This window comes from Klebsiella sp. B345, assembly GCF_051131735.1.
In the GTDB taxonomy this organism is placed as follows: Bacteria; Pseudomonadota; Gammaproteobacteria; order Enterobacterales; family Enterobacteriaceae; genus Klebsiella.
The window spans coordinates 15,237-38,345 of sequence record NZ_CP180443.1; the positions used below are offsets into that span (position 1 = coordinate 15,237).

The 23,109-nt window shown below is 56.0% G+C and carries 22 protein-coding genes; 15 read left to right on the forward strand and 7 right to left on the reverse strand.

From position 1 onward, the window contains the following. Positions 1-220: 220 nt before the first annotated feature. The 3 genes from ACMYSO_RS00090 to ACMYSO_RS00100 form a co-directional block, all read right to left on the reverse strand. Entirely contained in the window at positions 221-505 is a 285-nt protein-coding gene (locus ACMYSO_RS00090; protein WP_434668687.1) for a hypothetical protein, read from the reverse strand. 197 nt (positions 506-702) lie between these two features. After that, positions 703-1,017: a PTS sugar transporter subunit IIB gene (locus ACMYSO_RS00095; protein WP_434668688.1), complete on the reverse strand. Its 315-nt coding sequence runs from the start codon at positions 1,015-1,017 to the stop codon at positions 703-705. 136 nt (positions 1,018-1,153) lie between these two features. Further along, positions 1,154-3,460 carry a helix-turn-helix domain-containing protein gene (locus ACMYSO_RS00100; RefSeq protein ID WP_434668689.1) on the reverse strand — a complete coding sequence of 769 codons (2,307 nt, stop codon included), beginning with the start codon at positions 3,458-3,460 and terminating at the stop codon, positions 1,154-1,156. Between the two features lie 171 nt (positions 3,461-3,631). Here ACMYSO_RS00100 and ACMYSO_RS00105 point away from each other — a divergent pair, with 171 nt between their 5' ends. Together ACMYSO_RS00105 and ACMYSO_RS00110 are read left to right on the forward strand one after the other, a co-directional pair. After that, positions 3,632-4,801, forward strand: coding sequence for a M20 aminoacylase family protein (locus ACMYSO_RS00105; RefSeq protein ID WP_434668690.1), 1,170 nt, complete (start codon positions 3,632-3,634; stop codon positions 4,799-4,801). A 26-nt stretch (positions 4,802-4,827) separates the two neighbouring features. After that, complete coding sequence (locus ACMYSO_RS00110) at positions 4,828-6,219, forward strand: MFS transporter (RefSeq protein WP_434668691.1); 1,392 nt, start codon at positions 4,828-4,830, stop codon at positions 6,217-6,219. Here the strand turns inward: ACMYSO_RS00110 and pspF are convergent. Further along, positions 6,210-7,214, reverse strand: a complete 1,005-nt coding sequence (gene pspF / locus ACMYSO_RS00115) for a phage shock protein operon transcriptional activator (RefSeq protein WP_434668692.1) — start codon at positions 7,212-7,214, stop codon at positions 6,210-6,212. The two genes, ACMYSO_RS00110 and pspF, sit on opposite strands and share 10 nt — an antisense overlap. 161 nt (positions 7,215-7,375) lie before the next feature. On the opposite strand from pspF, the gene pspA reads away from it, so the two are divergent. From pspA to ACMYSO_RS00155, 8 genes are all read left to right on the forward strand, one after another. Next, positions 7,376-8,041 carry a phage shock protein PspA gene (gene pspA, locus ACMYSO_RS00120; RefSeq protein ID WP_123754066.1) on the forward strand — a complete coding sequence of 222 codons (666 nt, stop codon included), beginning with the start codon at positions 7,376-7,378 and terminating at the stop codon, positions 8,039-8,041. 108 nt (positions 8,042-8,149) lie between these two features. Next, positions 8,150-8,374, forward strand: coding sequence for an envelope stress response membrane protein PspB (pspB, locus tag ACMYSO_RS00125; protein ID WP_123707669.1), 225 nt, complete (start codon positions 8,150-8,152; stop codon positions 8,372-8,374). Then, positions 8,374-8,733 (forward strand): envelope stress response membrane protein PspC, encoded by a 360-nt coding sequence (pspC, locus tag ACMYSO_RS00130; protein WP_434668693.1) that lies wholly within the window; start codon positions 8,374-8,376, stop codon positions 8,731-8,733. Before pspB ends, pspC begins: the two co-directional genes overlap by 1 nt. Positions 8,734-8,752: 19 nt before the next feature. Beyond that, positions 8,753-8,971, forward strand: coding sequence for a phage shock protein PspD (pspD, locus tag ACMYSO_RS00135; RefSeq protein ID WP_174508883.1), 219 nt, complete (start codon positions 8,753-8,755; stop codon positions 8,969-8,971). A gap of 113 nt (positions 8,972-9,084) precedes the next feature. Then, positions 9,085-10,482, forward strand: coding sequence for a YcjX family protein (locus ACMYSO_RS00140; RefSeq protein WP_434668694.1), 1,398 nt, complete (start codon positions 9,085-9,087; stop codon positions 10,480-10,482). After that, entirely contained in the window at positions 10,479-11,534 is a 1,056-nt protein-coding gene (locus ACMYSO_RS00145) for a TIGR01620 family protein (RefSeq protein ID WP_434585186.1), read from the forward strand. Before ACMYSO_RS00140 ends, ACMYSO_RS00145 begins: the two co-directional genes overlap by 4 nt. A gap of 206 nt (positions 11,535-11,740) precedes the next feature. Continuing rightward, a complete protein-coding gene (tyrR, locus tag ACMYSO_RS00150; protein WP_434668695.1) occupies positions 11,741-13,282 on the forward strand; it encodes a transcriptional regulator TyrR in 1,542 nt (513 codons plus the stop codon). Between the two features lie 103 nt (positions 13,283-13,385). Then, positions 13,386-14,441 (forward strand): AbrB family transcriptional regulator, encoded by a 1,056-nt coding sequence (locus tag ACMYSO_RS00155; protein WP_434668696.1) that lies wholly within the window; start codon positions 13,386-13,388, stop codon positions 14,439-14,441. Between the two features lie 55 nt (positions 14,442-14,496). On the opposite strand, the gene tpx is transcribed toward ACMYSO_RS00155, so the two are convergent. Beyond that, complete coding sequence (gene tpx, locus ACMYSO_RS00160; RefSeq protein WP_123754072.1) at positions 14,497-15,003, reverse strand: thiol peroxidase; 507 nt, start codon at positions 15,001-15,003, stop codon at positions 14,497-14,499. Between the two features lie 103 nt (positions 15,004-15,106). On the opposite strand from tpx, the gene ycjG reads away from it, so the two are divergent. Continuing rightward, on the forward strand, positions 15,107-16,072 hold the full coding sequence (ycjG, locus tag ACMYSO_RS00165) for an L-Ala-D/L-Glu epimerase (RefSeq protein ID WP_434668697.1): 966 nt from the start codon (positions 15,107-15,109) through the stop codon (positions 16,070-16,072). Here the strand turns inward: ycjG and mpaA are convergent. Further along, a complete protein-coding gene (gene mpaA, locus ACMYSO_RS00170) occupies positions 16,063-16,776 on the reverse strand; it encodes a murein tripeptide amidase MpaA (RefSeq protein ID WP_434668698.1) in 714 nt (237 codons plus the stop codon). The two genes, ycjG and mpaA, sit on opposite strands and share 10 nt — an antisense overlap. Positions 16,777-16,964: 188 nt before the next feature. Between mpaA and ACMYSO_RS00175 the strand changes: the two genes are divergently transcribed. Beyond that, positions 16,965-18,581, forward strand: coding sequence for a peptide ABC transporter substrate-binding protein (locus ACMYSO_RS00175; protein WP_434668699.1), 1,617 nt, complete (start codon positions 16,965-16,967; stop codon positions 18,579-18,581). 224 nt (positions 18,582-18,805) lie between these two features. After that, on the forward strand, positions 18,806-19,918 hold the full coding sequence (locus ACMYSO_RS00180) for an alkene reductase (RefSeq protein ID WP_434668700.1): 1,113 nt from the start codon (positions 18,806-18,808) through the stop codon (positions 19,916-19,918). Here ACMYSO_RS00180 and ACMYSO_RS00185 read toward each other — a convergent pair whose 3' ends face one another. Continuing rightward, complete coding sequence (locus ACMYSO_RS00185; RefSeq protein WP_174508877.1) at positions 19,919-20,830, reverse strand: LysR substrate-binding domain-containing protein; 912 nt, start codon at positions 20,828-20,830, stop codon at positions 19,919-19,921. Positions 20,831-21,084: 254 nt separating this feature from the next. On the opposite strand from ACMYSO_RS00185, the gene ACMYSO_RS00190 reads away from it, so the two are divergent. Next, positions 21,085-21,411 (forward strand): EthD family reductase, encoded by a 327-nt coding sequence (locus tag ACMYSO_RS00190; RefSeq protein ID WP_434668701.1) that lies wholly within the window; start codon positions 21,085-21,087, stop codon positions 21,409-21,411. A 199-nt stretch (positions 21,412-21,610) separates the two neighbouring features. After that, complete coding sequence (locus tag ACMYSO_RS00195; RefSeq protein ID WP_434668702.1) at positions 21,611-22,987, forward strand: hypothetical protein; 1,377 nt, start codon at positions 21,611-21,613, stop codon at positions 22,985-22,987. Positions 22,988-23,109: the final 122 nt, after the last annotated feature.

A 23,109-nucleotide genomic window follows, 5' to 3' on the forward strand; every position in this document is an offset into this window, starting at 1 on the left:
TGGCGTTTTTATCTGCCATTTCCCTGAATAAACGCGCAAAACCCGCGGGGGCGCAAGCCGCGCCGATCGTGAGGCGTCCAAGGAGGTGATGGGTTGATATTCATCAAAAACCTGAGGGTATGGTGCTCTTTTAAACGCTTCTCAGCATATTCATGCGTTGTATGGAGAATAAGGAAACATGGTATCTTTTTATGGCTGAATTCTCCAGTAAGCTTGGTGATTACAGCGGAAGCAGGCGGTTATAACGCCCGATATACTCTTTGGGTGTGATTTCAATTTCTGAGCCTTCACGATGGGTGGCTACGAAAGTCCGTAATACCATCCCGCTGCGTTTCTCGCTAATTTCCCAGCCTTGCTGGCGATAGGCGTCAAGGGTTGAACGAATACACAGGTCTGAGAAAATTATCATCACCGACAGCGCGGGCGAATAATGATGCTTCATGGTGTAGGTTAAGCTGACGTGGGCCGCATAGCGACTAAGAGTATGAATATTAACCGGAATCATGTGCGTTTTCAGTCCATTGAACGATGATGGCGCAGACTATAATTCACATTGACACATCTTGCTAGTTACAAATATTTAACCGCCAGGGTGTTGAAAACACAGGGCAATCTGGTCATGCAGACGACGGCGGGTAAAATGCGGGCTGCTACTGTTGCGAGCGACCCGCATAGCACCGCGATGGCCGGAGTCAGGCGCTATCAGGTGAGCGAATGGGCCAGCCTGGTCAGGGCAAACTGCAGTACTTTTTCGCCATCAAAGGCGGCGTAGGGCAGGCTTTCAATTACGGCAATCTGCTGGTTATCCTGCAACACGGCGGCAATCTCATCGGTCTTATATTGAATATGCGGCGCCACTAACACTGCGTGGTAGGCGGGAGCCACGCTAAAGACATTCTCCAGGCCGACGGCGCTAATCAGCATATTCATCCCCTGAGCATCGGCGATTTTTTGCATTTTCTTCGCTAAGAGGTTCGCGGTTTCCCCGAACAAGCAACATATCAGTAGTTTTTTCACGGTGTGATCCTCGATGGAGTCCCGTGTCTACATTATGCCGCTGCGGTTGATGAAAATGCGCAGTGCATCAATTACTGCCGCAAATTGTCTGACTTTTATTTGTGCATGAAGTATTTGTGCATAGAGTGGCGATTGGTTAATCACCTAGCGGAGTGAACTCATAAAGTACCAGCGCATTGCTGTCCAGGGAGTCGACGATATGCCAGCCGCTCTCCGGAGTTTCTTGCGAAACGCTCAGCGCCGGGCGGGCCTTGTGCATCAGCCACTGATAATCTTCATCGTCCGGGCCGCTGTGGCTGCGAAAGGCTTCAAACAGTGGGAATAATGCCCCGTGATGCTGATCGAACAGATGCTGCTTCACCCGCCAGCGCCCCTCAAGTCCGGACAGTCGCACGCTGTAGGGCTGGCGAAAACGCTGGATAAACGCCTCTTCGCTGGAGAGCCAGGGGTTGAACACCACCGTATTGCGCAGCAGAAGCTGATATTGGTTGCCGTGACGTAACAGCAACATTTTTTTGTCGTTGACCAGCACGTCACCGCGCAATCGTCGCCATAACCACAGCACCCAGTAAACGGGACGAGGCAGGCCGTGGAGATAATGCAGTGCCAGGCTTGAGGTATCCAGCTTGCCGGTAACGCTCGATTCCCCTTGCAGACCAGAGTTGAGCCAGAAGCCCGCCAGCCATACCTGCTCCGCCAGCCCCAGCAGGTTATCCATCAACAATGCGCCGCGGAAAAACCGGCCGTTGGTGTCGCGAGTGTTGCCGGTTAAGGTGTTCCAGGACAGCAGCCAGACCGGCAGCGACAGCTGACGCTGGCGCAGAGCGCTGTGGATCTGGCGCAGCTTATGTACCGGATAGTTTTCACTCGAGGCCAGCTTGCTGCTATCCAGTTGGGCCAGGTCCAGCAGCTCATTGGTATCGGCCTGGCAGGCAAGAAAGCTTGCTTCGCTGAGAATAGGTGACTGCAGCAACGGGTCATCGCTAATGGCAAGCTCCGGGAAGCGGTGCCAGACTCCCAACTGCGGCTGTGACAGATAGGCCTGCAGCGTCTCACGCTGTTGCTGCCAGGCGTGCTGGCGGGCCGCTTCGGTCGCCTGGGGTGACCAGTGCCAGACAAATCGCCAGCTGGCCAGGGTTGCCGCCGGAAAATGGTTGGCCGCGAGGCGCAAAAAGCGCTGTAGTAAATCGCAACGGGTGGTCAGCCCGGTATGTAAGATCACCCCCCAGCCCATTTTCGCCAGCCAGCTGAAGATCTGTTGTAGGTTATACCAGCAGGCGTAGCCGGCCATTTGCGGATCGTCCCAGCCGGTGGCGAACAGCCGGCTGCTGAGAAAGGGGTCGTTAATATCAATCGCGTAGATCGGCAGGCTGCGGTGCAGCTGCTCCAGCTCGCGTCGTACATCTTCACGTAGTAAATCATCCAGTTCGCGGACGGTGACCACCATGCGGGTGTGGCGTAATGTGGCGACGCGAGCCGGCAGCTGGCGCAGATCGATCTGCCGGGTTTGCTGTGGATTGAGCAACGGGGGCGGGTTGTCCCAGCCATTCTGTTCTGGCTCATTGAGCCGGGCATAGAGACGCTCGACGGCCACCGGCTGCCAGATATCCACCAGTCCGGTCCGCGGGCGCCCGGATTCACAGCTGGTTTGCGGGTGCTGCTGGCGAAACTGACGTGGCGTCACTTCATGGAAGCGTTTAAACAGATCGCTCATGATGCGGGTGCTGGCGAAGCCTTGCTCCTGGGCAATCTGCTGGACCGGTTTGCGGGTGGCGATCAGTTGCTCTGCCGCCTTGTTGAGGCGCAGGGCGGTAATGTACTGCACGAAGCTCATGCCCACTTCCTTGCGAAACAGGCGCGACAGCCAGGCTTCGGAGACAAACTCGGCGGCGGCGACATCGTGAAGCGAAAGCCGACGCTGGTAGTTCGCGTCAATACGTGCGACCACCCGTGCGATGCGTCGGCTCCATTTCTCGGCACCGCGTGCGGGGCTGGAAGCCAGCGGGCGGGAGAAACGGGTGGAAAGCAGCAGAGCAATCTCGCTCAACCAGCGGTTGGCCTCTAGCCGGTAGCGGGCCTGATGATTCACCAGCTCTATCACCAGCAGCTGGCGCATTAACCGGCGCAGGTTATCATCGGCGTCGCGGGTTTCGTCGCTGACCTGGTAGCCCACGGCAAAGAACTCGCTGTCGAGACGTGTCAGCCAGCTACAAGATAAGGTCAGGAGCATCACCGCGTTGCCGGCCGCCGCGTGCAGGTGCCACCGACGGTTGCGGTTCACGATGGCCAGCTCGTCAGGGTGCAGAATCTGCTGCCCGTCACCGTCATGCAGCTCAACGCGACCCTCCAGCACCCATATCAGAGTTAACAGCTCGCTTTCGGGTTGATTAAACTGCCGAATATCGCGGACCGCGACGCTAAAATCGCCTGAATGATGCTCCACCGTCACCTCTCTCATGGACAAAAAACAACATGTCGTTTTTTGTCATAACCGTTCAGTATGAAAAACACTCATGAATAATCCGTCAATATAAAACAAAAAACCGCATATTAATGCCGGTCTGACAGCATAAACTCGGAAGTGTCGTGCAAACACAATCAAGGAATAACAAAAATGACACATCCAATTATTGAGGCATTACAGGTTAAAGAAGCATCGTTTATTGAGCTGCGCCGCCGATTCCACCAGCAACCGGAAATTGGCTTCGAAGAACATAAAACCAGCGATGAGGTGGCTCGTCTGCTGACGGAGTGGGGTTATGAGGTACACCGTGGTCTGGCCGGAACCGGAGTGGTCGGAACCCTGAAGGTGGGCGATGGTGAGCGTCGTCTGGGCCTGCGGGCGGACATGGACGCATTACCGATGCAGGAGGCCAGCGGCAAGGCCTGGGCCAGCCAGACCGATGGCCGTTTTCACGGCTGTGGCCATGACGGACATACCACCACGCTGCTCTACGCCGCCGAATATCTGGCGCGTACCCGGCAGTTCAACGGCACGCTGCATTTGATTTTCCAGCCGGCGGAAGAGCTGCTGTATGGCGGGCGGGTGATGGTTGAAGATGGCCTGTTCGATAAGTTCCCCTGCGATATCCTGTTTGGACTACACAACATGCCGGGGCAGGCGTTGGGGAGAATTGGCCTGCGCGACGGCGCGATGATGGCCTCTTCCGATACGTTGCATATCGAAGTTAAAGGGGTTGGCGGACATGGGGCGGTACCGGAACACACCGTAGACGCGACGCTGGTCGCCTGCCATATCACCCTCGCGCTGCAATCTATTGTGTCGCGCAATATCACCCCCTTTGAACCGGCGGTGGTGACCGTAGGCAGTATCCAGGCCGGGCATGCGCCCAATATCATCAACGACAAAGTCCTGATGAAACTGACGGTGCGTACTCTCAACGAGCAGGTGCGTGAAACGGTCCTCCAGCGGATCCACGACATTGCCGTCGCCCAGGCGGAAAGTTTCAACGCTACCGCCACCCTAAGCCACATCAACGGCAGCCCGGTGCTTAAAAACGATCCCGCCGCCAATGAGATGGTCCGCACGGTAGCAACCTCGCTGTTTGGCGAAGCGCTGGTGGGCGAGGTGAAACCCTTTATGGGCAGCGAAGATTTCGCCTTTATGCTGGAACATAATCCGCATGGTAGCTACTTCACCATCGGTGCCGGGGATGAAGCTGAGCGCTGCATGGTGCATAACCCGGGCTACGACTTCAACGATGAGATCCTGCTCAAGGGCGCGGCGCTGTGGTGCGGCCTGACGGAACATTATCTGCGTTAACCACCCGCGCTGGGGAGGGCCCACTTATGAGTTCCGTATCTCTGACCGAAGCACCTTTTGTTGGTACCGATCGTCTGCTGGCAGGCATTGTGTTGAGCGTGTTGACCTTCTGGCTGTTTGCCCAGTCGGTGATTAACGTCGTACCGGCGATGAAAAACAGTCTTGATATCTCCCTTGAAACGTTGACGCTGGCGGTGAGTCTCAGCGCGTTGTTCAGCGGTTGCTTTGTGGTGGCCAGCGGCGGGCTGGCGGATAAATTTGGCCGGATGCGCATGACCCATATCGGCCTGATGCTGAGTATTGGCGGCAGTGCTCTGTTGGTGCTGGCGCAGGGGCCGTGGTTGTTTCTGGCCGGGCGGGTCCTGCAGGGGTTATCGGCGGCCTGCATTATGCCGGCTACCCTGGCGCTGATAAAAACCTGGTACGAAGGCAAAGCGCGCCAGCGGGCGGTGAGCTTCTGGGTCATCGGTTCGTGGGGCGGCAGCGGCTTATGCTCGTTTGTCGGCGGGGCTATCGCGACCGGGCTGGGCTGGCGTTGGATCTTTGTCTTCTCCATCGTCGTAGCGCTGGTGGCCTTGCTGCTGTTGCGCGGCACCCCGGAGAGTCGGAGCGCCAGCGCCCGGGAGCACAAGCTGGATATTAGCGGTTTGTTGAGCCTGATCGTCTCGCTGGTGCTGCTGAATCTGTTTATCAGCAAAGGCCACAGTTGGGGCTGGAGCAGCGGCCTGTCGCTGGCGATGCTCGCCGGCTCGCTGGTGTCTGGCGGGTATTTCATCCGCAGCGGGCTACGTAAAGGGGAATCGGCGTTGATTGATTTTGCGCTGTTTCGCAACCGGGCCTACAGCGCCGCGGTACTGTCAAACTTTCTGCTCAATGGCGCCGTTGGCACGATGATGATCACCAGCATCTGGCTGCAGAAAGGGCACAACCTGAGCCCGCTGGAAACCGGCGGAATGACGCTGGGTTATCTGGTCACCGTGTTGGCAATGATCCGCGTGGGGGAAAAGCTGCTGCAGCGCTACGGGGCCAGGCTGCCAATGATGACCGGGCCGGTCTTTACCGCGGTGGCGATCCTGCTTATCTCCTGCACCTTCCTCGATAAATCCGTCTATATCGTTACGGTCTTTCTCAGTAACGTGCTGTTTGGTCTCGGACTGGGCTGCTACGCCACGCCGTCCACCGACACCGCGGTGGTGAACGCCCCGGAAAATAAAGTCGGTGTCGCCTCAGGGATTTACAAGATGGGCAGTTCGTTGGGCGGCGCGATGGGAATTGCCGTGACAGCGTCACTTTTCGCGCTGTTATTACCGCTCGGCATGGCCAGCGCCGCGCAGTATGCGCTGTGGTTCAACGCGGCAATGTGCCTGGGCGCGACGCTAGTCAGCGCCCTGATGTTGCCACGTCTGACTCACAGTTGATGCTTTTTCAGCAGCGCCCGAAGCTGGTGGTAGGTTAAGCCGAGTAACTGCGCCGCCTGTTTCTGATTGAACTTCGCCTGTTGCAGGCTTGCCTGCAGCAGGTTTTTTTCTTGTTCATGCTGGAAGCTCCGCAGATCCAGCGGTAGCGCAGGCCTGGCGGTTTGCAGGTCGGCATCGGCGCGCTGAGGTGACGACGCCGACGATTGCTGTTGATGAAAAGGGTTGATGATGATGTTGTCGAGTTCGCTGTCGCTGGTGCCATGGCGATAGACCGAACGCTCCACCACGTTTTTCAGCTCACGGATATTCCCCGGCCAGCGGTAGCCCAGCAGCGTGTCGCAGGCGTTTTCGCTGAAGCCCGGGAACAGCGGCAGACCCAGCTCACGGCACATCTGAATGGCAAACTGATTCGCCAGCAGCATAATGTCGCTTTGCCGTTCGCGCAGCGGCGGCAGCTGCACCACATCAAAGGCCAGGCGGTCGAGAAGGTCGGCACGAAAATGGCCGGATTCAACCATTGCAGGCAGGTCGGCATTTGTGGCGCACACCAGGCGCACGTTGACCTGTAACGGCTGGCTGCCGCCGACGCGCTCCAGCTCACCATATTCAATCACCCGCAGTAGCTTTTCCTGTACCAGCATCGGCGCCGTGGCCAGTTCATCAAGAAACAGCGTGCCGCCATCGGCGCGTTCAAAGCGGCCGGGATGACGTTTGCTGGCGCCGGTAAACGCCCCGGCCTCATGACCGAACAGTTCGCTATCCAGCAGGTTTTCATTTAATGCCGCGCAGTTGAGGGAGATAAACGGCCCCTGCCAGCGGGAAGAGAGAAAGTGCAGGCGGTTTGCGATGAGCTCTTTACCGGTACCGCGCTCGCCAATGACCAGCACCGGTTTATCGAGTGGTGCCAGCCGCGAAACCTGTTCCAGTACCTCGATAAAGCTGTTGGCTTCGCCGAGCAGGTTGTCCTTGTAGTCCGCCATGATGAAATTCGCCATTTAATCGTGTGATTCACCAGGTTACTCTAGCAACCCGCTGTGCAGATAACAATCACTTCTTTTTAAATCAATAAGATAAAAAACTGGCACGCAACTTGTATTAGTACTCTCAGTATTGCCACAGGCCACCGCCTGATATCAGAACTATGAGGATTATTATTATGGGTATTTTTTCTCGTTTTGCCGACATCGTGAACGCCAACATCAACTCCCTGCTGGAGAAAGCGGAAGATCCGCAGAAGCTGGTTCGTCTGATGATTCAGGAGATGGAAGACACGCTGGTAGAAGTGCGTTCCACCTCGGCCCGCGCGCTGGCAGAAAAGAAACAGCTGAGCCGCCGTATCGAACAAGCCCTTGCCCAGCAGGCAGAGTGGCAGGAAAAAGCCGAACTGGCGCTGCGCAAAGATAAAGAAGATCTGGCCCGTGCGGCACTGATCGAAAAACAGAAGCTGACCGACCTTATTGCCAGCCTCGAAAATGAAGCGCAGATGATCGATGAAACGCTGACGCGCATGAAAAAAGAGATTGGCGAGCTGGAAAACAAACTGAGCGAAACCCGCGCTCGCCAGCAGGCGTTAACCTTACGCCATCAGGCTGCCAGCTCCTCCCGCGACGTGCGTCGGCAGCTGGATAGCGGTAAAATTGATGAAGCGATGGCGCGTTTTGAATCCTTCGAACGTCGCATCGACCATATGGAAGCGGAAGCAGAGAGCCATGGTTTCGGCAAACAGAAAACCCTGGACCAACAGTTTGCCGACCTGAAAGCGGATGACGAAATCAGCGAACAGCTGGCGGCGTTAAAAAGTAAAATGAACCAAAACAACTAATGGAATACGCCGACGCCTTCGGCCCATGCTGTGCAGTTCCAGCGGACTGAAGGCGCAGGTGTTGCGGCGCGGTCATGCGCCGCCGTTCACTCACTGTAAGGAGTACACATGAGTACGCTTTTTATTGCCATCCCCCTGACGCTGTTTGTGCTGTTCGTATTACCTGTCTGGCTTTGGCTGCACTATAACAACCGCAGCGCCAGCGGCAGTTTATCGCAGAACGAACAGCAGCGTTTATTGCAGCTGACCGATGATGCGAAGCGCATGCGCGAACGTATCCAGACGCTGGAAGACATTCTTGATGCCGAGCATCCGAACTGGAGAGAAAAATAATGGGCGGATTGGATCTGAACAAAAAACTCTGGCGCGTGCCGCAGCTTGGCATGGTCAAAGGGGTCTGCGCCGGCATTGCGCAGTACCTGGACGTACCGGTCAAACTGGTGCGCTTGATCACCGTGCTGGCGATGATATTTGGCCTGTTTTTCTTTGTGGTAGTGGCGTACATCATCCTGACTTTCGTTCTCGACCCGATGCCGGAAAGCGAACTGCATGGCGAGAAAATGCCCTCCAGCGGTGAGCTGTTAGCCGCGGCGGACAGAGAGCTGGCGGCCAGTGAACGCCGCCTGCGGGAAATGGAGCGTTACGTCACGTCAGATACTTTTACGCTGCGCAGCCGGTTCCGCCAGCTGTAGCCTAACGACGAGGTCACGCATGAACATCAAATGGCAGCAAACAGGACAAAAGATGAAGCCCGGTCTGAAAATCGTGGGCAAGCTGGTGCTGCTGACGGCGTTACGCTACGGGCCGGCTGGCGTTGCTGGCTGGGCGGTGAAGTCGGTGGCGCGTCGACCGTTAAAAATGCTGCTGGCGGTTGCCCTTGAGCCGGTGCTCAGCCGCCTGGCCCAGCGCTTTGCCCGCGGGATGAAATAAAAGGCCGGGCAGGCGTACCTGGCGCCTGCGGCACAGTCAGCAGAACTTTCTGCTTATCTTCACCTAATAGCTTATAATAAAAGCACTTTCCTTCAGCGCACGACAGGATGGCAATGAAGCGACTCAAAACAGAATTCAATGCGCTGGTCAATCGTGGGGTTGACCGGCATTTACGTCTGGCGGTGACCGGCCTGAGCCGAAGTGGTAAAACCGCCTTTATCACCGCTCTGGTAAACCAACTGCTGAATATTCACTCCGGCGCGCGTCTTCCGCTGCTCAGCGCGGTCCGTGAAGAGCGCCTGCTTGGCGTCAAACGCGTGCCGCAACGTGATTTCGGCATTCCTCGTTTTACCTATGATGAAGGGCTGGCGCAGCTGTATGGTTCGCCGCCGGTCTGGCCGACGCCGACCCGCGGGGTTAGCGAAATTCGCCTGGCGCTGCGCTACCGCTCCAGCGAATCGCTGCTGCGCCACTTTAAAGAAACTTCCACGCTGTATCTGGAAATTGTCGACTATCCCGGCGAATGGCTGCTCGATTTACCGATGCTGGCCCAGGATTACCTGAGCTGGTCACGGCAGATGACCGGCCTGTTGCAGGGGGATCGTGCGGTGTGGTCAGCGCGCTGGCGTCAGCTGTGCGAAGGGCTGGATCCGCTGGCTCCGGCGGATGAAAACCGCCTGGCGGAGATTGCCGCCGCGTGGACTGACTACCTGCACGCCTGCAAACGTGAAGGACTGCACTTTATTCAGCCCGGTCGCTTTGTGCTGCCCGGCGACATGGCCGGGGCGCCCGCGCTGCAGTTTTTCCCGTGGCCGGATGTCGACGCGATCGGCGAAGCCAAGCTGGCGCAGGCCGACAGACACAGCAACGTCGGCATGTTGCGTGAGCGCTTTAAGTACTACTGCGAAAAAGTCGTGAAGGGCTTTTACAAAGATCACTTTCTGCGCTTTGACCGCCAGATCGTGCTGGTGGACTGCCTGCAGCCGTTGAACAGCGGGCCGCAGGCCTTCAACGATATGCGCCTGGCGCTGACGCAGTTGATGCAGAGTTTTCATTACGGCCAGCGGACTTTGTTCCGCCGCCTGTTTTCCCCGGTGATCGACAAACTGCTGTTTGCCGCCACCAAAGCTGACCACGTCACCGTCGATCAGCATGGCAATATGGTCTCTTTGTTGCAGCAACTGATTCAGGATGCCTGGCAAAATGCCGCCTTCGAAGGCATCAGTATGGATTGCCTTGGGCTGGCATCGATTCAGGCGACTCAGAGTGGGTTAATCGAGGTTAACGGCGAGAAAATTCCTGCACTGCGCGGTGCCCGCCTGAGCGATGGTCAGCCCCTGACGGTCTATCCGGGCGAGGTGCCGGCCCGCCTGCCGGGTCAGGCGTTCTGGCAACAGCAGGGGTTCCAGTTTGAGAATTTCCGTCCGCAGGTGATGGACGTTGATAAGCCGCTGCCGCATATCCGCATGGACGCAGCGCTTGAATTTTTGATTGGAGATAAGTTGCGATGAGCGAACCGATAAAACCGCGTATCGACTTCGACGGGCCGCTGGAAGCGGAGAAAATAGATGCCCTGAAATCGGCCCGCGCCTTTGATGGCGTCGAGGCGGAGAAATTTGCCCCGGCACGGATCGACGCGCTGGAAGAAGAAGAGGGCGCAGCAGAGGCGGTCGTTGAGTCGGTGCTGCGGCCAAAACGCAGCCTGTGGCGGCGGATGGTGAGCGCCGGGCTGGCGATCTTTGGCGTCAGCGTGGTGGCGCAAGGGGTACAGTGGACCATGACCGCCTGGCAGACGCAGGACTGGATCTCGCTTGGCGGTTGCGTAGCCGGGGCGCTGATTGTCGGCGCCGGCGTCGGCTCGGTAGCGACCGAATGGCGGCGCTTATGGCGTCTGCGCCAGCGTGCCCATGAGCGCGATGAGGCGCGAGACCTGATGCACAGCCATGCGGTTGGCAAAGGGCGCGCATTTTGCGAGAAGCTGGCCCAGCAGGCCGGCCTGGATCAGGCGCATCCGGCATTACAACGCTGGTATGCGGCCATCCACGAAACGCAGAATGACCGCGAGGTAGTCAGTCTGTACGCGCAGCTGGTGCAGCCGGTGCTCGACGCCCAGGCGCGTCGCGAAATCAGCCGTTCGGCGGCAGAATCGACGCTGATGATTGCCGTCAGCCCGCTGGCGTTGGTAGACATGGCGTTTATCGCCTGGCGTAATCTGCGGCTGATTAACCGCATTGCTACGCTGTACGGCATTGAACTGGGCTATTACAGCCGCCTGCGCCTGTTCCGCCTGGTGCTGTTGAATATCGCCTTCGCCGGGGCCAGCGAGCTGGTGCGAGAAGTGGGCATGGACTGGATGTCGCAGGACCTGGCGGCGCGGTTATCAGCGCGTGCGGCACAAGGGATCGGTGCCGGGTTACTGACCGCACGCCTGGGGATTAAGGCCATGGAGCTGTGTCGTCCGCTACCGTGGATCGCCGACGATAAACCGCGGCTGGGGGATTTCCGCCGTGAGCTGATAGGCCAGCTCAAGGATACGTTGCAGAAGGGGAAACCTCAGACCTGATAGCAACGTCAATAGTCAGAGCCGTCGGATAACCGGCGGCTTTTTTGTTTCCACGCGCCCGGCAAAGCGCCAGTGAGCGGATATCTTTACGCCATAACGGCGCTTTTTCCGCCATGCTGTCAATATTTGTTGACAGCTATCTTCACGCCAGCAAATAACTGTCCTATTATTCATCCGTCATTGGCCTTTTTAGGGTGAAAACTCCCATGCGTCTTGAAGTCTTTTGTGAAGACCGTCTTGGTCTGACCCGTGAATTACTGGATTTGCTGGTGCTACGCGGTATCGATTTACGCGGCATTGACATCGATCCTATTGGCCGAATTTACCTCAATTTCGCCGAGCTGGAGTTTGCCAACTTCAGCAGCCTGATGGCGGAAATCCGCCGTATTTCCGGCGTGACCGACGTGCGTACCGTGCCATGGATGCCGTCGGAGCGTGAACACCTGGCGCTGAGCGCGCTGCTGGTGGCGATGCCGGAGCCGGTGCTGTCGCTGGATACCAAAGGCAAGGTTGAACTGGCGAACCCCGCCAGCTGCCAGCTGTTTGCGCAAAGCCCGGAGCGGCTGCGTAATCATCCGGTTGCGCAGCTAATTACCGATTTTAACGTCCAGCGCTGGCTGGAAAGCAGCCCGCAGGAGTCGCTGAGCGAACATGTGGTGGTGAACGGACAGAACTTCGTGCTGGAAATCACCCCAGTGTACCTGGAGGGTGAGCACGCTGAACGGGTCCTGACCGGGGCGGTGGCGATGTTGCGTTCGACCGTGCGTATGGGGCGCCAGCTGCAAACCATGACCACCCAGGACACCAGCGCCTTCAGCCAGATTCTGGCCGTTGGTCCGAAAATGCGTCATGTCGTTGAGCAGGCCCGTAAGCTGGCGATGCTGAGCGCGCCGCTGCTGATTGTCGGCGATACCGGTACAGGCAAAGATTTACTGGCGCATGCCTGTCATCTGGCCAGCCCACGGGCGGCTAAACCGTATCTGGCACTGAACTGCGGCTCGATTCCGGAAGATGCGGTGGAGAGCGAGCTGTTTGGCGATGCCATTCAGGGCAAAAAAGGCTTCTTTGAGCAGGCCAACGGCGGATCGGTGCTGCTGGATGAAATCGGCGAAATGTCGCCGCGGATGCAGACCAAACTGCTGCGTTTTCTCAACGACGGCACCTTCCGTCGCGTCGGTGAAGATCACGAAGTTCATGTTGATGTCCGGGTTATCTGCGCCACCCAGAAGAACCTGGTGGAGCTGGTACAGAAGGGGTTATTCCGCGAAGACCTCTACTATCGCCTGAATGTGCTGACCCTGAATCTGCCGCCGCTGCGCGACTGTCCGCAGGACATCATTCCGCTGACCGAACTGTTTGTCGCCCGTTTTGCCGACGAGCAGGGGATCCCGCGCCCGAAACTCTCTGCCGATCTCAGTACTGTCCTGACCCGCTACAGCTGGCCTGGCAACGTTCGTCAGCTGAAGAATGCGGTCTACCGCGCGTTAACTCAGTTGGATGGTTACGAGATGCGTCCGCAGGATATTTTGCTGCCGGACCACGATGCGGCCTCCCTTCCTGTAGGCGAAGAGGCCATGGAGGGATCGCTGGACGATATTACTCGTCGTTTTGAGCGCTCCGTGCTGACCCAGCTGTACCGTAGCTTCCCGAGCACCCGTAAACTGGCGAAACGTCTTGGGGTATCGCATACGGCGATCGCCAATAAGCTGCGTGAATACGGTCTCAGCCAGAAAAAAGGCGAGGAGTAAGTCTGTCACCGGCTGCCCGGCAGCCGGTTGATGATGACGAAGGGGCTGTCTTTTGCACCCTTCTGTATATACTCAGATTTTATTCATTTTATCAGGAATACGGATGTCGACTTCGCCGGGTCATCTGCTTCAGTGGATGAAACTGCTGGCTCTCTCTGCCGGACTCTCATGGCTGCTGTTCTGGCTTCATCTGCCGGCGGCGCTGCTGCTGGGGCCGATGATCGCCGGGATCGCCCTGAGCCTGCGCGGGGCCAACGTCCGGGTACCCCGTCCTTTTTTTATCGCCGCCCAGGCCGTTATCGGCTGTATGATCGCTCGTACGCTGACCCCCTCGATTTTTAGCGTGCTCATCGGGCACTGGCCGCTGGTGCTGTTCATTCTGTTCTCCACGCTTGCCGTCAGCGCCCTGACCGGCTGGCTGCTGGTACGTTATAGCTCACTCCCCGGCGCGACCGGGGCATGGGGTAGTTCGCCCGGCGGTGCCTCGGCGATGGTGGTGATGGCGCAGGATTACGGTGCCGACGTGCGGCTGGTGGCCTTAATGCAGTACCTGCGGGTGCTGTTTGTGGCCGGTGCCGCGGCGCTGGTGGTGCGCTTTACCCTCGGCGGTGAAGCGCAGGAGATGAGCCAGCAGATCGTCTGGTTTCCCCCCGTTACGTGGCAACTGCCCTGTACGTTGTTGCTGACCGCCGCCGCAGGATGGCTGGGGCTGAAAATGCGTTTTCCTTCCGGTGCTATGCTCTTTCCGATGCTGGCCGGCGCGCTGGTGCAAGGCGAGGGCTGGCTGATGCTGGAGCTGCCGGAATGGCTGTTGGCACTGGCTTATGCCGCAGTTGGCTGGAGCGTTGGTCTAAAGTTTAATAAGGCCATTTTTCTGCTGGCCCTCAAGACGCTGCCGCAGATTATTGCCTCGATTATTGGCCTGATTGTGGTCTGTGCGCTAATGGCGCTGGGGGTGACTCAGGTATTGCCGCTTGATTTTATGACCGCGTATCTGGCGACCAGCCCCGGTGGACTGGATACGGTGGCGATTATCGCCGCCGGTACGCGGGCCGATATGTCGTTTATTATGGCGATGCAGACCTTGCGTTTGTTTACTATTTTGCTCGCTGGGCCGGCGATCGCGCGCTTTATTTCGCGCTATGCGCCGCAGAGATAGCGCCACAGAAATAAAAAAGCCCCCGTAACCGGAGGCTTGTGTTTCGCGGGCTATCTTAGCCTTTCAGCGATGCCAGCGCTGCATCGTAGTCCGGCTCTTCGGTGATTTCGTTCACCAACTGGCTGTATACAACCTGGTCATTTTCATCAACAACGACCACAGCACGAGCTGCCAGACCCGCCAGCGGACCAGCTGCAATGGCAACGCCATAATCAGCCAGGAACTGCGGAGCGCGCAGGGTGGAGAGGGTGACGACATTGTTCAGGCCTTCCGCGCCGCAGAAACGAGACTGGGCAAACGGCAGGTCGGCAGAGATGCATAACACAACGGTGTTATCCAGCTCGGACGCCAGTTGGTTGAATTTACGTACCGATGCCGCGCACACGCCGGTATCGATGCTCGGGAAAATATTCAGTACTTTACGTTTGCCGGCGAACTGGCTCAGCGCGACGTCAGAGAGATCTTTGGCGACCAGCGTAAACGGCTGCGCTGCGGCGCCTGCCTGAGGAATGGTGCCCTGAACAGAAACGGGGTTGCCCTGGAAATGCACGGTTTGTGACATGTTTATCTTCCTGTTTACATATAGTTAACGTCACCGGTAGTGTATGACATCCGTTATCGGCACGGCAAATCCTATTTACTGTTTCCCCTGGAGGAACCTGGGAATGCGAAATCTGCGAGTGTATGAAGAAGCCTGGCCCTTACACACCCCCTTTGTGATTGCCCGCGGCAGCCGCAGCGAGGCAAAAGTGGTGGTGGTGGAAGTGGAAGAGAACGGCGTGAAGGGCGTCGGGGAGTGCACCCCTTATCCACGCTATGGCGAAAGCATCGCTTCGGTGATGGCGCAGATCCTCGCCATTGGCGAGCAACTGGAGAGCGGCGTCACCCGCGAACAGCTGCAGCAGCTATTGCCCGCCGGCGCGGCGCGTAATGCCGTGGATTGCGCCTTATGGGATTTGCAGGCCAGAAGCGTCGGGAAAACCATCCCGCAATTGTTGGGCGTGGGGCTGCCAAATCGGGTGGTTACGGCGCAAACCGTGGTGATTGGTACCCCGGAGCAGATGGCGGCCAGCGCCGCTGCGCTGTGGGAAAACGGCGCCCGGCTGCTGAAGGTGAAGCTGGACAATCATCTGATCAGCGAACGACTGATTGCCATCCGTAATGCGGTCCCGCAGGCCACGCTGATTGTCGATGCCAACGAGTCCTGGCACAGCGATGGTCTGGCGGCGCGCTGCCAGCTGCTGGCCGATATCGGGGTGGCGATGCTGGAACAGCCGCTGCCGGCGGACGACGATGCTGCACTGGAGAATTTTATTCACCCGTTACCTGTCTGTGCCGATGAAAGCTGCCATACCCGTGCCAGCCTGCCGCAGCTGCGCGGGCGCTATGAGATGGTGAATATCAAGCTGGATAAAACCGGTGGTCTGACCGAAGCGTTGTTTCTGGCTCAGGAAGCCGGGGAGCTTGGGTTTGAACGAATGCTCGGCTGCATGCTCTGCACGTCGCGAGCCATTTCTGCGGCGCTGCCGCTGGCACCGCTGGCGCGTTTTGCCGATCTGGATGGCCCTACCTGGCTGGCGGTAGATGTTGAGCCGGCACTGCATTTCAGCACCGGCGTGCTTCACCTCTGAGGGTGCCAGTGCAGCAGGTCAGTCATCGCCGACAGATACTTTTCCGTCGCTTCGTCAGTTGAAACCGGCGGGAACTCGGCGGTAATGCAGGGCAGGCCGATATCGGCGCACCAGCTGCCAAAAGAGCCCGGTGTCTCGTAACCCACGCTGCTGACCAGCGGCAGCGTAAAGGCATCGGCCAGCCATTGCCCCAGTTCACTGTGGCCGGGGTCTTCAATGCAGGCCAGCGGATCGTGAAACGAGACTACCCACGCCGGGTGGATCTGGTGGATCAGTTGGCACAGCGCCTGGGTTTCGGGTTCCGAACCGGGTTTTTCTCCGGTCAGCAGTACCACGTCACGCTGTTCCGCAGCGCTATTCCAGCGATACACCGTTTCCCCTTCTTTCCAGTTTGCCGCCGGGAAGTTACGGTTTAGATCGACGCCCCGGGCGTTGGCCCGTAGCCCCAACTGACAGCCGTCAGGGTTCACCGCCAGCACGACATGATGGCGCCGTAATTCTGGCTTGAGCGTGCGCAGCGCGCAGGAGAGCGTGACCACCGAAGCGTTTTCATCGCCATGGGTCCCGGCAAGAATCAACCCGCTACGGCTCTCCGCCAGCGGGGCCGGGAACCAGAGCAGGGGTGCACCAAGATGGGACTGGCCATAGCGTTGTGTGCCGGGCGGAAAGGCGCCGCGCAGTGGGCGAGGACGAGAAAGAGGCATAGGGCATCCTGTTAGCAGGTTATTTCCAGCAGTGTTGTGTAAAAGCGTCCCGGAATCAAATAGTTTCCTGTCGCCGTTAAAACAGAAGAGAGGTCAATTTTCTCTCATAAGCCGTTTGCAATTTTCGATGATGAAACAAATAATTATCGTTCTGCCAGCTTTGGTTCTTTTATTTTAAAGGGGATCTCATGAAGTATCCTGTCACATTGACATGCGGCGCGCTGTGGTTAGCCAGCGTTTCTTCTCTTGCCTGGGCGGCGGATGTCCCTCAGGGAACCGTATTAGCGGAAAAGCAGGTGCTGGTACGGCACATTAAAGATGAGCCCGCGTCGTTAGACCCCGCCAAAGCCGTTGGTCTGCCGGAAATCCAGGTCATTCGCGATCTGTTTGAAGGTTTAGTCAACCAGGACGCAAAAGGCAATATTATCCCCGGCGTTGCAACCCGCTGGCAGAGCAACGACAACCGTGTCTGGACCTTTACCCTGCGTGATAATGCGCGCTGGTCCGATGGTTCGCCGGTTACCGCACAAGATTTTGTCTACAGCTGGCAGCGACTGGTCGACCCGAAAACCACGTCGCCATTCGCCTGGTTCGCCGCGCTGGCGGGGATCAGCAATGCCCAGAGTATTATCGACGGTAAGGCTGCGCCAGATACCCTGGGCGTCACCGCTGTCGATGCGCGTACCCTGCGCGTACAGCTCGACAAACCGCTGCCGTGGTTCAGTAATCTGACCGCCAGCTTCGCCTTTTATCCGGTTCAGAAAGCGAATGTTGAGAGCGGGGCCAACTGGACCCGGCCGGGCAGTTTGATCGGCAACGGTGCTTACGTTTTAAAAGATCGCGTGGTGAACGAGAAGCTGGTGGTCGTACCGAACAGCCATTATTGGGATAATGGCAAAACGGTGATCCAGCAGGTGACCTTTGTGCCGATCAACCTGGAGTCGTCGGCGACCAAGCGCTATCTGGCCGGGGATATTGATATCACCGAGTCCTTCCCGAAAAACATGTACCAGAAATTACTTAAAGATATTCCCGGTCAGGTGTACACCCCGCCTCAACTGGGGACCTACTATTACGCCTTCAATACCCAAAAGGGGCCGACTGCCGATGAGCGCGTACGTCTGGCGCTGAGTATGACCATCGATCGTCGTATCATGGCCGAGAAGGTGTTGGGGACCGGCGAAAAACCGGCCTGGCACTTTACTCCGGACGTGACGGCTGGGTTTACCCCGCAGCCTTCGCAGATGGAAAGCATGAGCCAGGCCGAGCTGAACGCTCAGGCGAAAGCGCTGTTGCAGGCAGCAGGTTATGGTCCGGGTCGGCCGTTACAGCTGACGCTGCTGTATAACACCTCAGAAAACCACCAGAAAATTGCGATCGCGGTGGCGTCGATGTGGAAGAAAAACCTCGGCGTGGACGTGAAGCTACAGAACCAGGAGTGGAAAACCTACATCGATAGCCGCAACACCGGGAATTTTGATGTGATCCGCGCGTCGTGGGTGGGGGATTACAACGAGCCTTCCACCTTCTTGTCGCTGCTGACGTCGACCCATAGCGGCAATATTTCCCGCTTTAACGATCCGGCTTATGACAAAATTCTGAATCAGGCGGCGCTGGAAACCTCGGAGAAAGCGCGAAATGATGATTACAACGCGGCAGAAAAAATCATCATGAGTAAAGCGCCGATTGCGCCAATCTATCAGTACACCAACGGCCGCTTAATTAAGCCGTGGCTGAAAGGCTATCCGATCAACAACCCGGAAGACGTGGCCTATAGCCGCACGATGTATATCGAAAAGCATTAAGCTTAGGGTCAGCAGGGAATATCATAATGGCGCGATGAATCGCGCCATTTTTTTGCCTGTGTCGCCAGCGTGTTACCACGCGGTCGCTCAGACTGACTTTAGTGTGACAGAGCAGGGTGCTGGAGCTGCAATGTAGAATTTATGGCGTCACTGTTCGGCGCAAACAGGTATTCTCCTGAGGTGCGGTAGCGGCCATTATTGTTTCCTGATGAAAGGAGAGAAAAATGGACACACTGTTTACACCCTTTACGGTGGGTGATACCACCCTGACTAACCGAATCGTCATGGCGCCCATGACGCGTTCGCGAGCGATGACTGATACTGCCGATGCGTTGACAGCAAGGTATTATCAGCAGCGGGCAAGCGCGGGATTGATTATCACCGAGGGCGCGCAGATCTCCGCACAGGGCAAGGGGTATCTGTTCACGCCGGGGATCTATAGTGATGAACAGGTCCGTGGCTGGGCCTTGACGACCAGGGCCGTCCACGACGTGGGGGGAAAAATATATATACAACTCTGGCATGTCGGGCGGATTTCCCATCCAGGGTTGCAAATTGATGGTCAGGATCCGGTCAGTTCCGTGGCAGTGACGGCGCAAAACGCCACCTGTTACGCCTGGGATGAAAATGGTAATCCGGGGCCTGTTGCAGTGCAGAAACCGCGGGCGCTATCGATAGATGAGATTCAGGGTGTCATCGCTGATTACGTTCAGGCGGCAAAGAATGCCATCCGGGCGGGCTTTGATGGTGTTGAGATCCACGCAGCCAACGGGTATCTCCTTGAGCAATTTATCAATGGCGGGTTAAATACCCGTGATGATGCATACGGCGGGGAAAATCCACATCACCGTCTTCGTTTTGTACTGGAAGTCACCGATGCCATCGCCCAGGCCATTGGTAGCGGCAAAACAGGAATTCGTCTGGCGCCATTTGGCCGTCTTTTTGATATGCACGCCTTTGATGGTGAGGAGCAAACCTGGCTGCTGTTGGCGAAGGAACTCAGTCAACGCTCACTGTCCTACGTACACCTCAGCGATCAGAAAACATTAGGCGAACAGGCGATCCCTGCCGGATTCATTGACAAGTTTCGTGCGGTATATGACGGTACACTGATTATTGCTGGGGGATTTGACAAACCACGAGCCGAAACGTATCTCCAGCAAGGAAAGGCGGATTTAATTGGATTTGGCCGGCCCTATATCGCCAATCCAGACCTGGTGGAACGCCTGGCTAATAACTGGCCGCTCGCTGAGATCGACCGGGCGACGATGTACGGGGGAGATGAAAAAGGCTATACCGACTACCCATTCTGGCCAGACAACTCACAAGGTCAGTAATCAGTCCAGCAAACCGTCCTCTGCTGCCTTGACCAGCGTATCCACGGCGTAGCGGATTTTGGGCAGTAGCTGGCGGTTTTTTGGCCACAGTGCATTGATTGGCATTTCTCCTCCGGAAAGGCCCGCCAGGACTTCTTGCAGCTCGCCGCGCTTGAGGTGTTCACTGACCAGCCATAGCGGCAACTGAGAAAGTCCACCCCCTTTCAACGTCGCGGCGAGCATGGCGTCACCGTCGCCGAATTCATGTGTCGGTGGCGGTGTGAAGCGCACCAGTTGACCGTCGCTTTCTTTCAGCAACCATGAAATTGGCTGGTTTCGCCGAAAGCCAACTACACACTGGTGCTGACTAAGCGCCTGCGTATTAACCGGCTCTCCGCGCATTTTGAGATAATCAGGCGATGCACAGATAACTAACTTTTGTGTGGTCAGCCTTCTGGCGACCAGACCGCTGCTGTCTGCCAGCTCACCAATGCGAATGACCAGGTCAATTCCCTCCTCGATAAGATCAACAAACCGTTCACTGAAGGTAACGGTCAGTGCCAGCTCAGGGTACTGCCGGGTAATTTCTAGCAGAATGGGAAGGATTCGCTGTCGACCAAAAGCCGCGGGCAAGTCAACTCTAAGCCGGCCTGAAGGCTTACGGATATGAGAGGTCAGTTCAGCTTCAGCTTGTTCCAGAATATCAATAGCGCTCTGACAACTTGCGAGAAACTTTTCACCATCGGGCGTCAGACTGAGGCGCCGGGTTGAACGTTGAAATAGCTTCAATCCCAGGCGCTCTTCCAGGCGTCCGACACTTTTCCCTACGGCAGATTTGGTGAGCCCCAGTTTTTCAGCCGCGGAGGTAAAACTCCCTTGCTGGGCAGTAGTGACGAAAGCGTTAATTCCGCCAAGGTGATCTGTTTTTCGCATAAATATCCATCTGATGAGTACGTGCCTTGCTCATAGGTAAGGGACGATAGCGGATGCGCGCTCTGTTCTTTTCCCCCGCAGACCCACCCGCAATGTGGTGCCGAACTGCATGATAAAGCCACTCAAAATAGCATAGCTATTGTTGAATTTAAGTCTACACACTGGCAATTAAAAGCGTATTTATCACTTAAAAGAAAACTCGCATACTCACTGCCATCCTATTTATCTATCAGACTTACCGTTAAGGAATGAAAATGGCAGCAACAACAGGCTTTAAACATGTTGGTTTTCTTACCCGCAAAAAAGGGCAAAGTTATGAGAAGTTCGTCAGACATTGGCAGGATATCCATACGGAAATCGCGCTACAGCTTCCAGGTCTCAGAGGTTACGTACTTAACCCTATCGATCGCGAAAAATACCCGGACTCTCCGGTAGATGGCTTCTCTGAACTATGGTTTGACTCCATCGAGGCTGCAGTGGCGGCTTTTGATTCCCCCATTGGGCAGGATGCTTACCGTGATGTACCCAATTTTGTCGAACACGCGGCGATCGCCTATGTCACCGAAGTCAGAAAACGTTAGTGTCCTGACTCCGTAATAGCGAACCGCAAGAACCCATAACGGATACACCATTTTCCTGGCTATCGAAGTTGCTACGGGTGGGCTACGCTGAATAAAGCCAGCATTTCAACATTGTTAATGACAGTATTTATCTCAACTCTTTAAAGTCAAAAGAGGGAACGGTATGAGATCATTGATATCACTTCCCCGAGTGTTCGTTATGGCGACTTTGTTGTCTTGCTCTTCATTTTCCCACGCAGTCGACACGGATCTGGGAAAATGTCTCACTCCCCAGCGGGTCAAAGCGATGCTGGCGCATTTTAAGATCAGTGCGCAGGATGAAGATGGCAAAGAGGTGAAGCAATACAGCGTTAAGGATAATTGCGATAAGGCCGATTTTGCCAAAGTCATTCTGGCGTTAGAGCAGATTAAAACCGTTTCAAAAATAAAGGTCCCGTCAAAGAAACAATCTGATACCGGCAAAGCACAGTCGTTTGAATATATTACGAGCAGAATCAAAAATATTATTCTGTTGCCTCACAATGCGAACATCTGTGGGTTTCAGGAAGGCGGTGTGGTGTTGGACAGCGAAAAAGCGGACAAAACCATGCGCTTGTGCATATTAAATGGCGAGGCGTCGGTCTCAGGCCTTGCCATGACCCTTGTTCACGAAGCCCGCCATATGGATGGGTTTAAACATGTGAAATGTACCCATGGGATCTTCATGTCGTTATCCTATCCGGAGTGCGATACCTCATTTGAAGAGCAGGGGAGTCATGCTTTTCAGCTTTCCTATTTATTAAAGCTTCACAGAACCTTAAAAAACGAGGGCGACAAATTTAAAGTACGGATGCTGATCGTCCATACTCTGGAGTATGCCTTCAACGAAGCGCCCTTTGGCCTGAAGAAAGGCGGGTTGATTTTAGACAACCAAAACAGAGTGCTGTTTTTTGACGGACAGCAGATGACGCTGATCAAAGCGTTCGACGATAACATCGTGGCGCTTGCTACCTATAATGGCTACCCAGTTGCTTTTCATGAAAATGGTAAAGTCGACGCCTATACCTTCTTACCCGCATGGGACTCGATAAAAGGGCCGATAGTCAGCCACTACCAGGAGCTTTCGCCGGAGGATCGTGCAGCAATCCTCGATGCTTACTTTGGTAATAAAGAACAGTGCTATCTGCTGCGGGCTAAGATTGCCTGCATGCAGAAAGAGGCATTTAGCCACTTTGTTTTTGAAGGCATCACCCCGGTGGTGTTTTTTGACGAACCGGATATGAGTCAGTACTTTCTGATGCGAATAATGAGTGACAGCGGAAAAATTTATAATATCCCGGGTTCAGTATTATTTACCAGCAAAGATAAAAACTTCAACTCGGCATTTGAGTTTAAGAAGGTGGTGTATCCGCAAGGGGTGTCATCTTATGCTGTGGATAATAGCGGCGGGCTTATCGGTATCAATCCGCAAGGTATTGTAGTGTATAAAGCGAATAATGAGACAGCCTGGCTGGCAAGCCCGGCTTTTGACGGTATCACCGCCAAAAAGGTCATTCCTTATTACTGGTCACCATTGTTACAGGGGATGTTGAACTAATGACGGAATGTAACTTGCAGACATCAGGTCATCGCTGTGTTCGGGATAAACAAACGTGATAGCGTATGACCTGATCCATTTTATTAGCCACCTGATAATTGAAAGCAATATAATTTTGGCTG

Bases quoted from the DNA above. Each gene is read 5' to 3' on its own strand.
- tpx (WP_123754072.1), bottom strand. From the start codon at position 15,003: ATGTCACAAACCGTGCATTTCCAGGGCAACCCCGTTTCTGTTCAGGGC.
- ACMYSO_RS00145 (WP_434585186.1), top strand. From the start codon at position 10,479: ATGAGCGAACCGATAAAACCGCGTATCGACTTCGACGGGCCGCTGGAA.
- ACMYSO_RS00180 (WP_434668700.1), top strand. From the start codon at position 18,806: ATGGACACACTGTTTACACCCTTTACGGTGGGTGATACCACCCTGACT.
- pspA (WP_123754066.1), top strand. From the start codon at position 7,376: ATGGGTATTTTTTCTCGTTTTGCCGACATCGTGAACGCCAACATCAAC.
- ACMYSO_RS00195 (WP_434668702.1), top strand. From the start codon at position 21,611: ATGGCGACTTTGTTGTCTTGCTCTTCATTTTCCCACGCAGTCGACACG.
- ACMYSO_RS00155 (WP_434668696.1), top strand. From the start codon at position 13,386: ATGTCGACTTCGCCGGGTCATCTGCTTCAGTGGATGAAACTGCTGGCT.
- tyrR (WP_434668695.1), top strand. From the start codon at position 11,741: ATGCGTCTTGAAGTCTTTTGTGAAGACCGTCTTGGTCTGACCCGTGAA.
- pspC (WP_434668693.1), top strand. From the start codon at position 8,374: ATGGGCGGATTGGATCTGAACAAAAAACTCTGGCGCGTGCCGCAGCTT.
- ycjG (WP_434668697.1), top strand. From the start codon at position 15,107: ATGCGAAATCTGCGAGTGTATGAAGAAGCCTGGCCCTTACACACCCCC.
- mpaA (WP_434668698.1), bottom strand. From the start codon at position 16,776: ATGCCTCTTTCTCGTCCTCGCCCACTGCGCGGCGCCTTTCCGCCCGGC.
- ACMYSO_RS00140 (WP_434668694.1), top strand. From the start codon at position 9,085: ATGAAGCGACTCAAAACAGAATTCAATGCGCTGGTCAATCGTGGGGTT.
- pspF (WP_434668692.1), bottom strand. From the start codon at position 7,214: ATGGCGAATTTCATCATGGCGGACTACAAGGACAACCTGCTCGGCGAA.
- ACMYSO_RS00090 (WP_434668687.1), bottom strand. From the start codon at position 505: ATGATTCCGGTTAATATTCATACTCTTAGTCGCTATGCGGCCCACGTC.
- ACMYSO_RS00175 (WP_434668699.1), top strand. From the start codon at position 16,965: ATGAAGTATCCTGTCACATTGACATGCGGCGCGCTGTGGTTAGCCAGC.
- pspD (WP_174508883.1), top strand. From the start codon at position 8,753: ATGAACATCAAATGGCAGCAAACAGGACAAAAGATGAAGCCCGGTCTG.
- ACMYSO_RS00105 (WP_434668690.1), top strand. From the start codon at position 3,632: ATGACACATCCAATTATTGAGGCATTACAGGTTAAAGAAGCATCGTTT.
- ACMYSO_RS00110 (WP_434668691.1), top strand. From the start codon at position 4,828: ATGAGTTCCGTATCTCTGACCGAAGCACCTTTTGTTGGTACCGATCGT.
- ACMYSO_RS00185 (WP_174508877.1), bottom strand. From the start codon at position 20,830: ATGCGAAAAACAGATCACCTTGGCGGAATTAACGCTTTCGTCACTACT.
- ACMYSO_RS00190 (WP_434668701.1), top strand. From the start codon at position 21,085: ATGGCAGCAACAACAGGCTTTAAACATGTTGGTTTTCTTACCCGCAAA.
- pspB (WP_123707669.1), top strand. From the start codon at position 8,150: ATGAGTACGCTTTTTATTGCCATCCCCCTGACGCTGTTTGTGCTGTTC.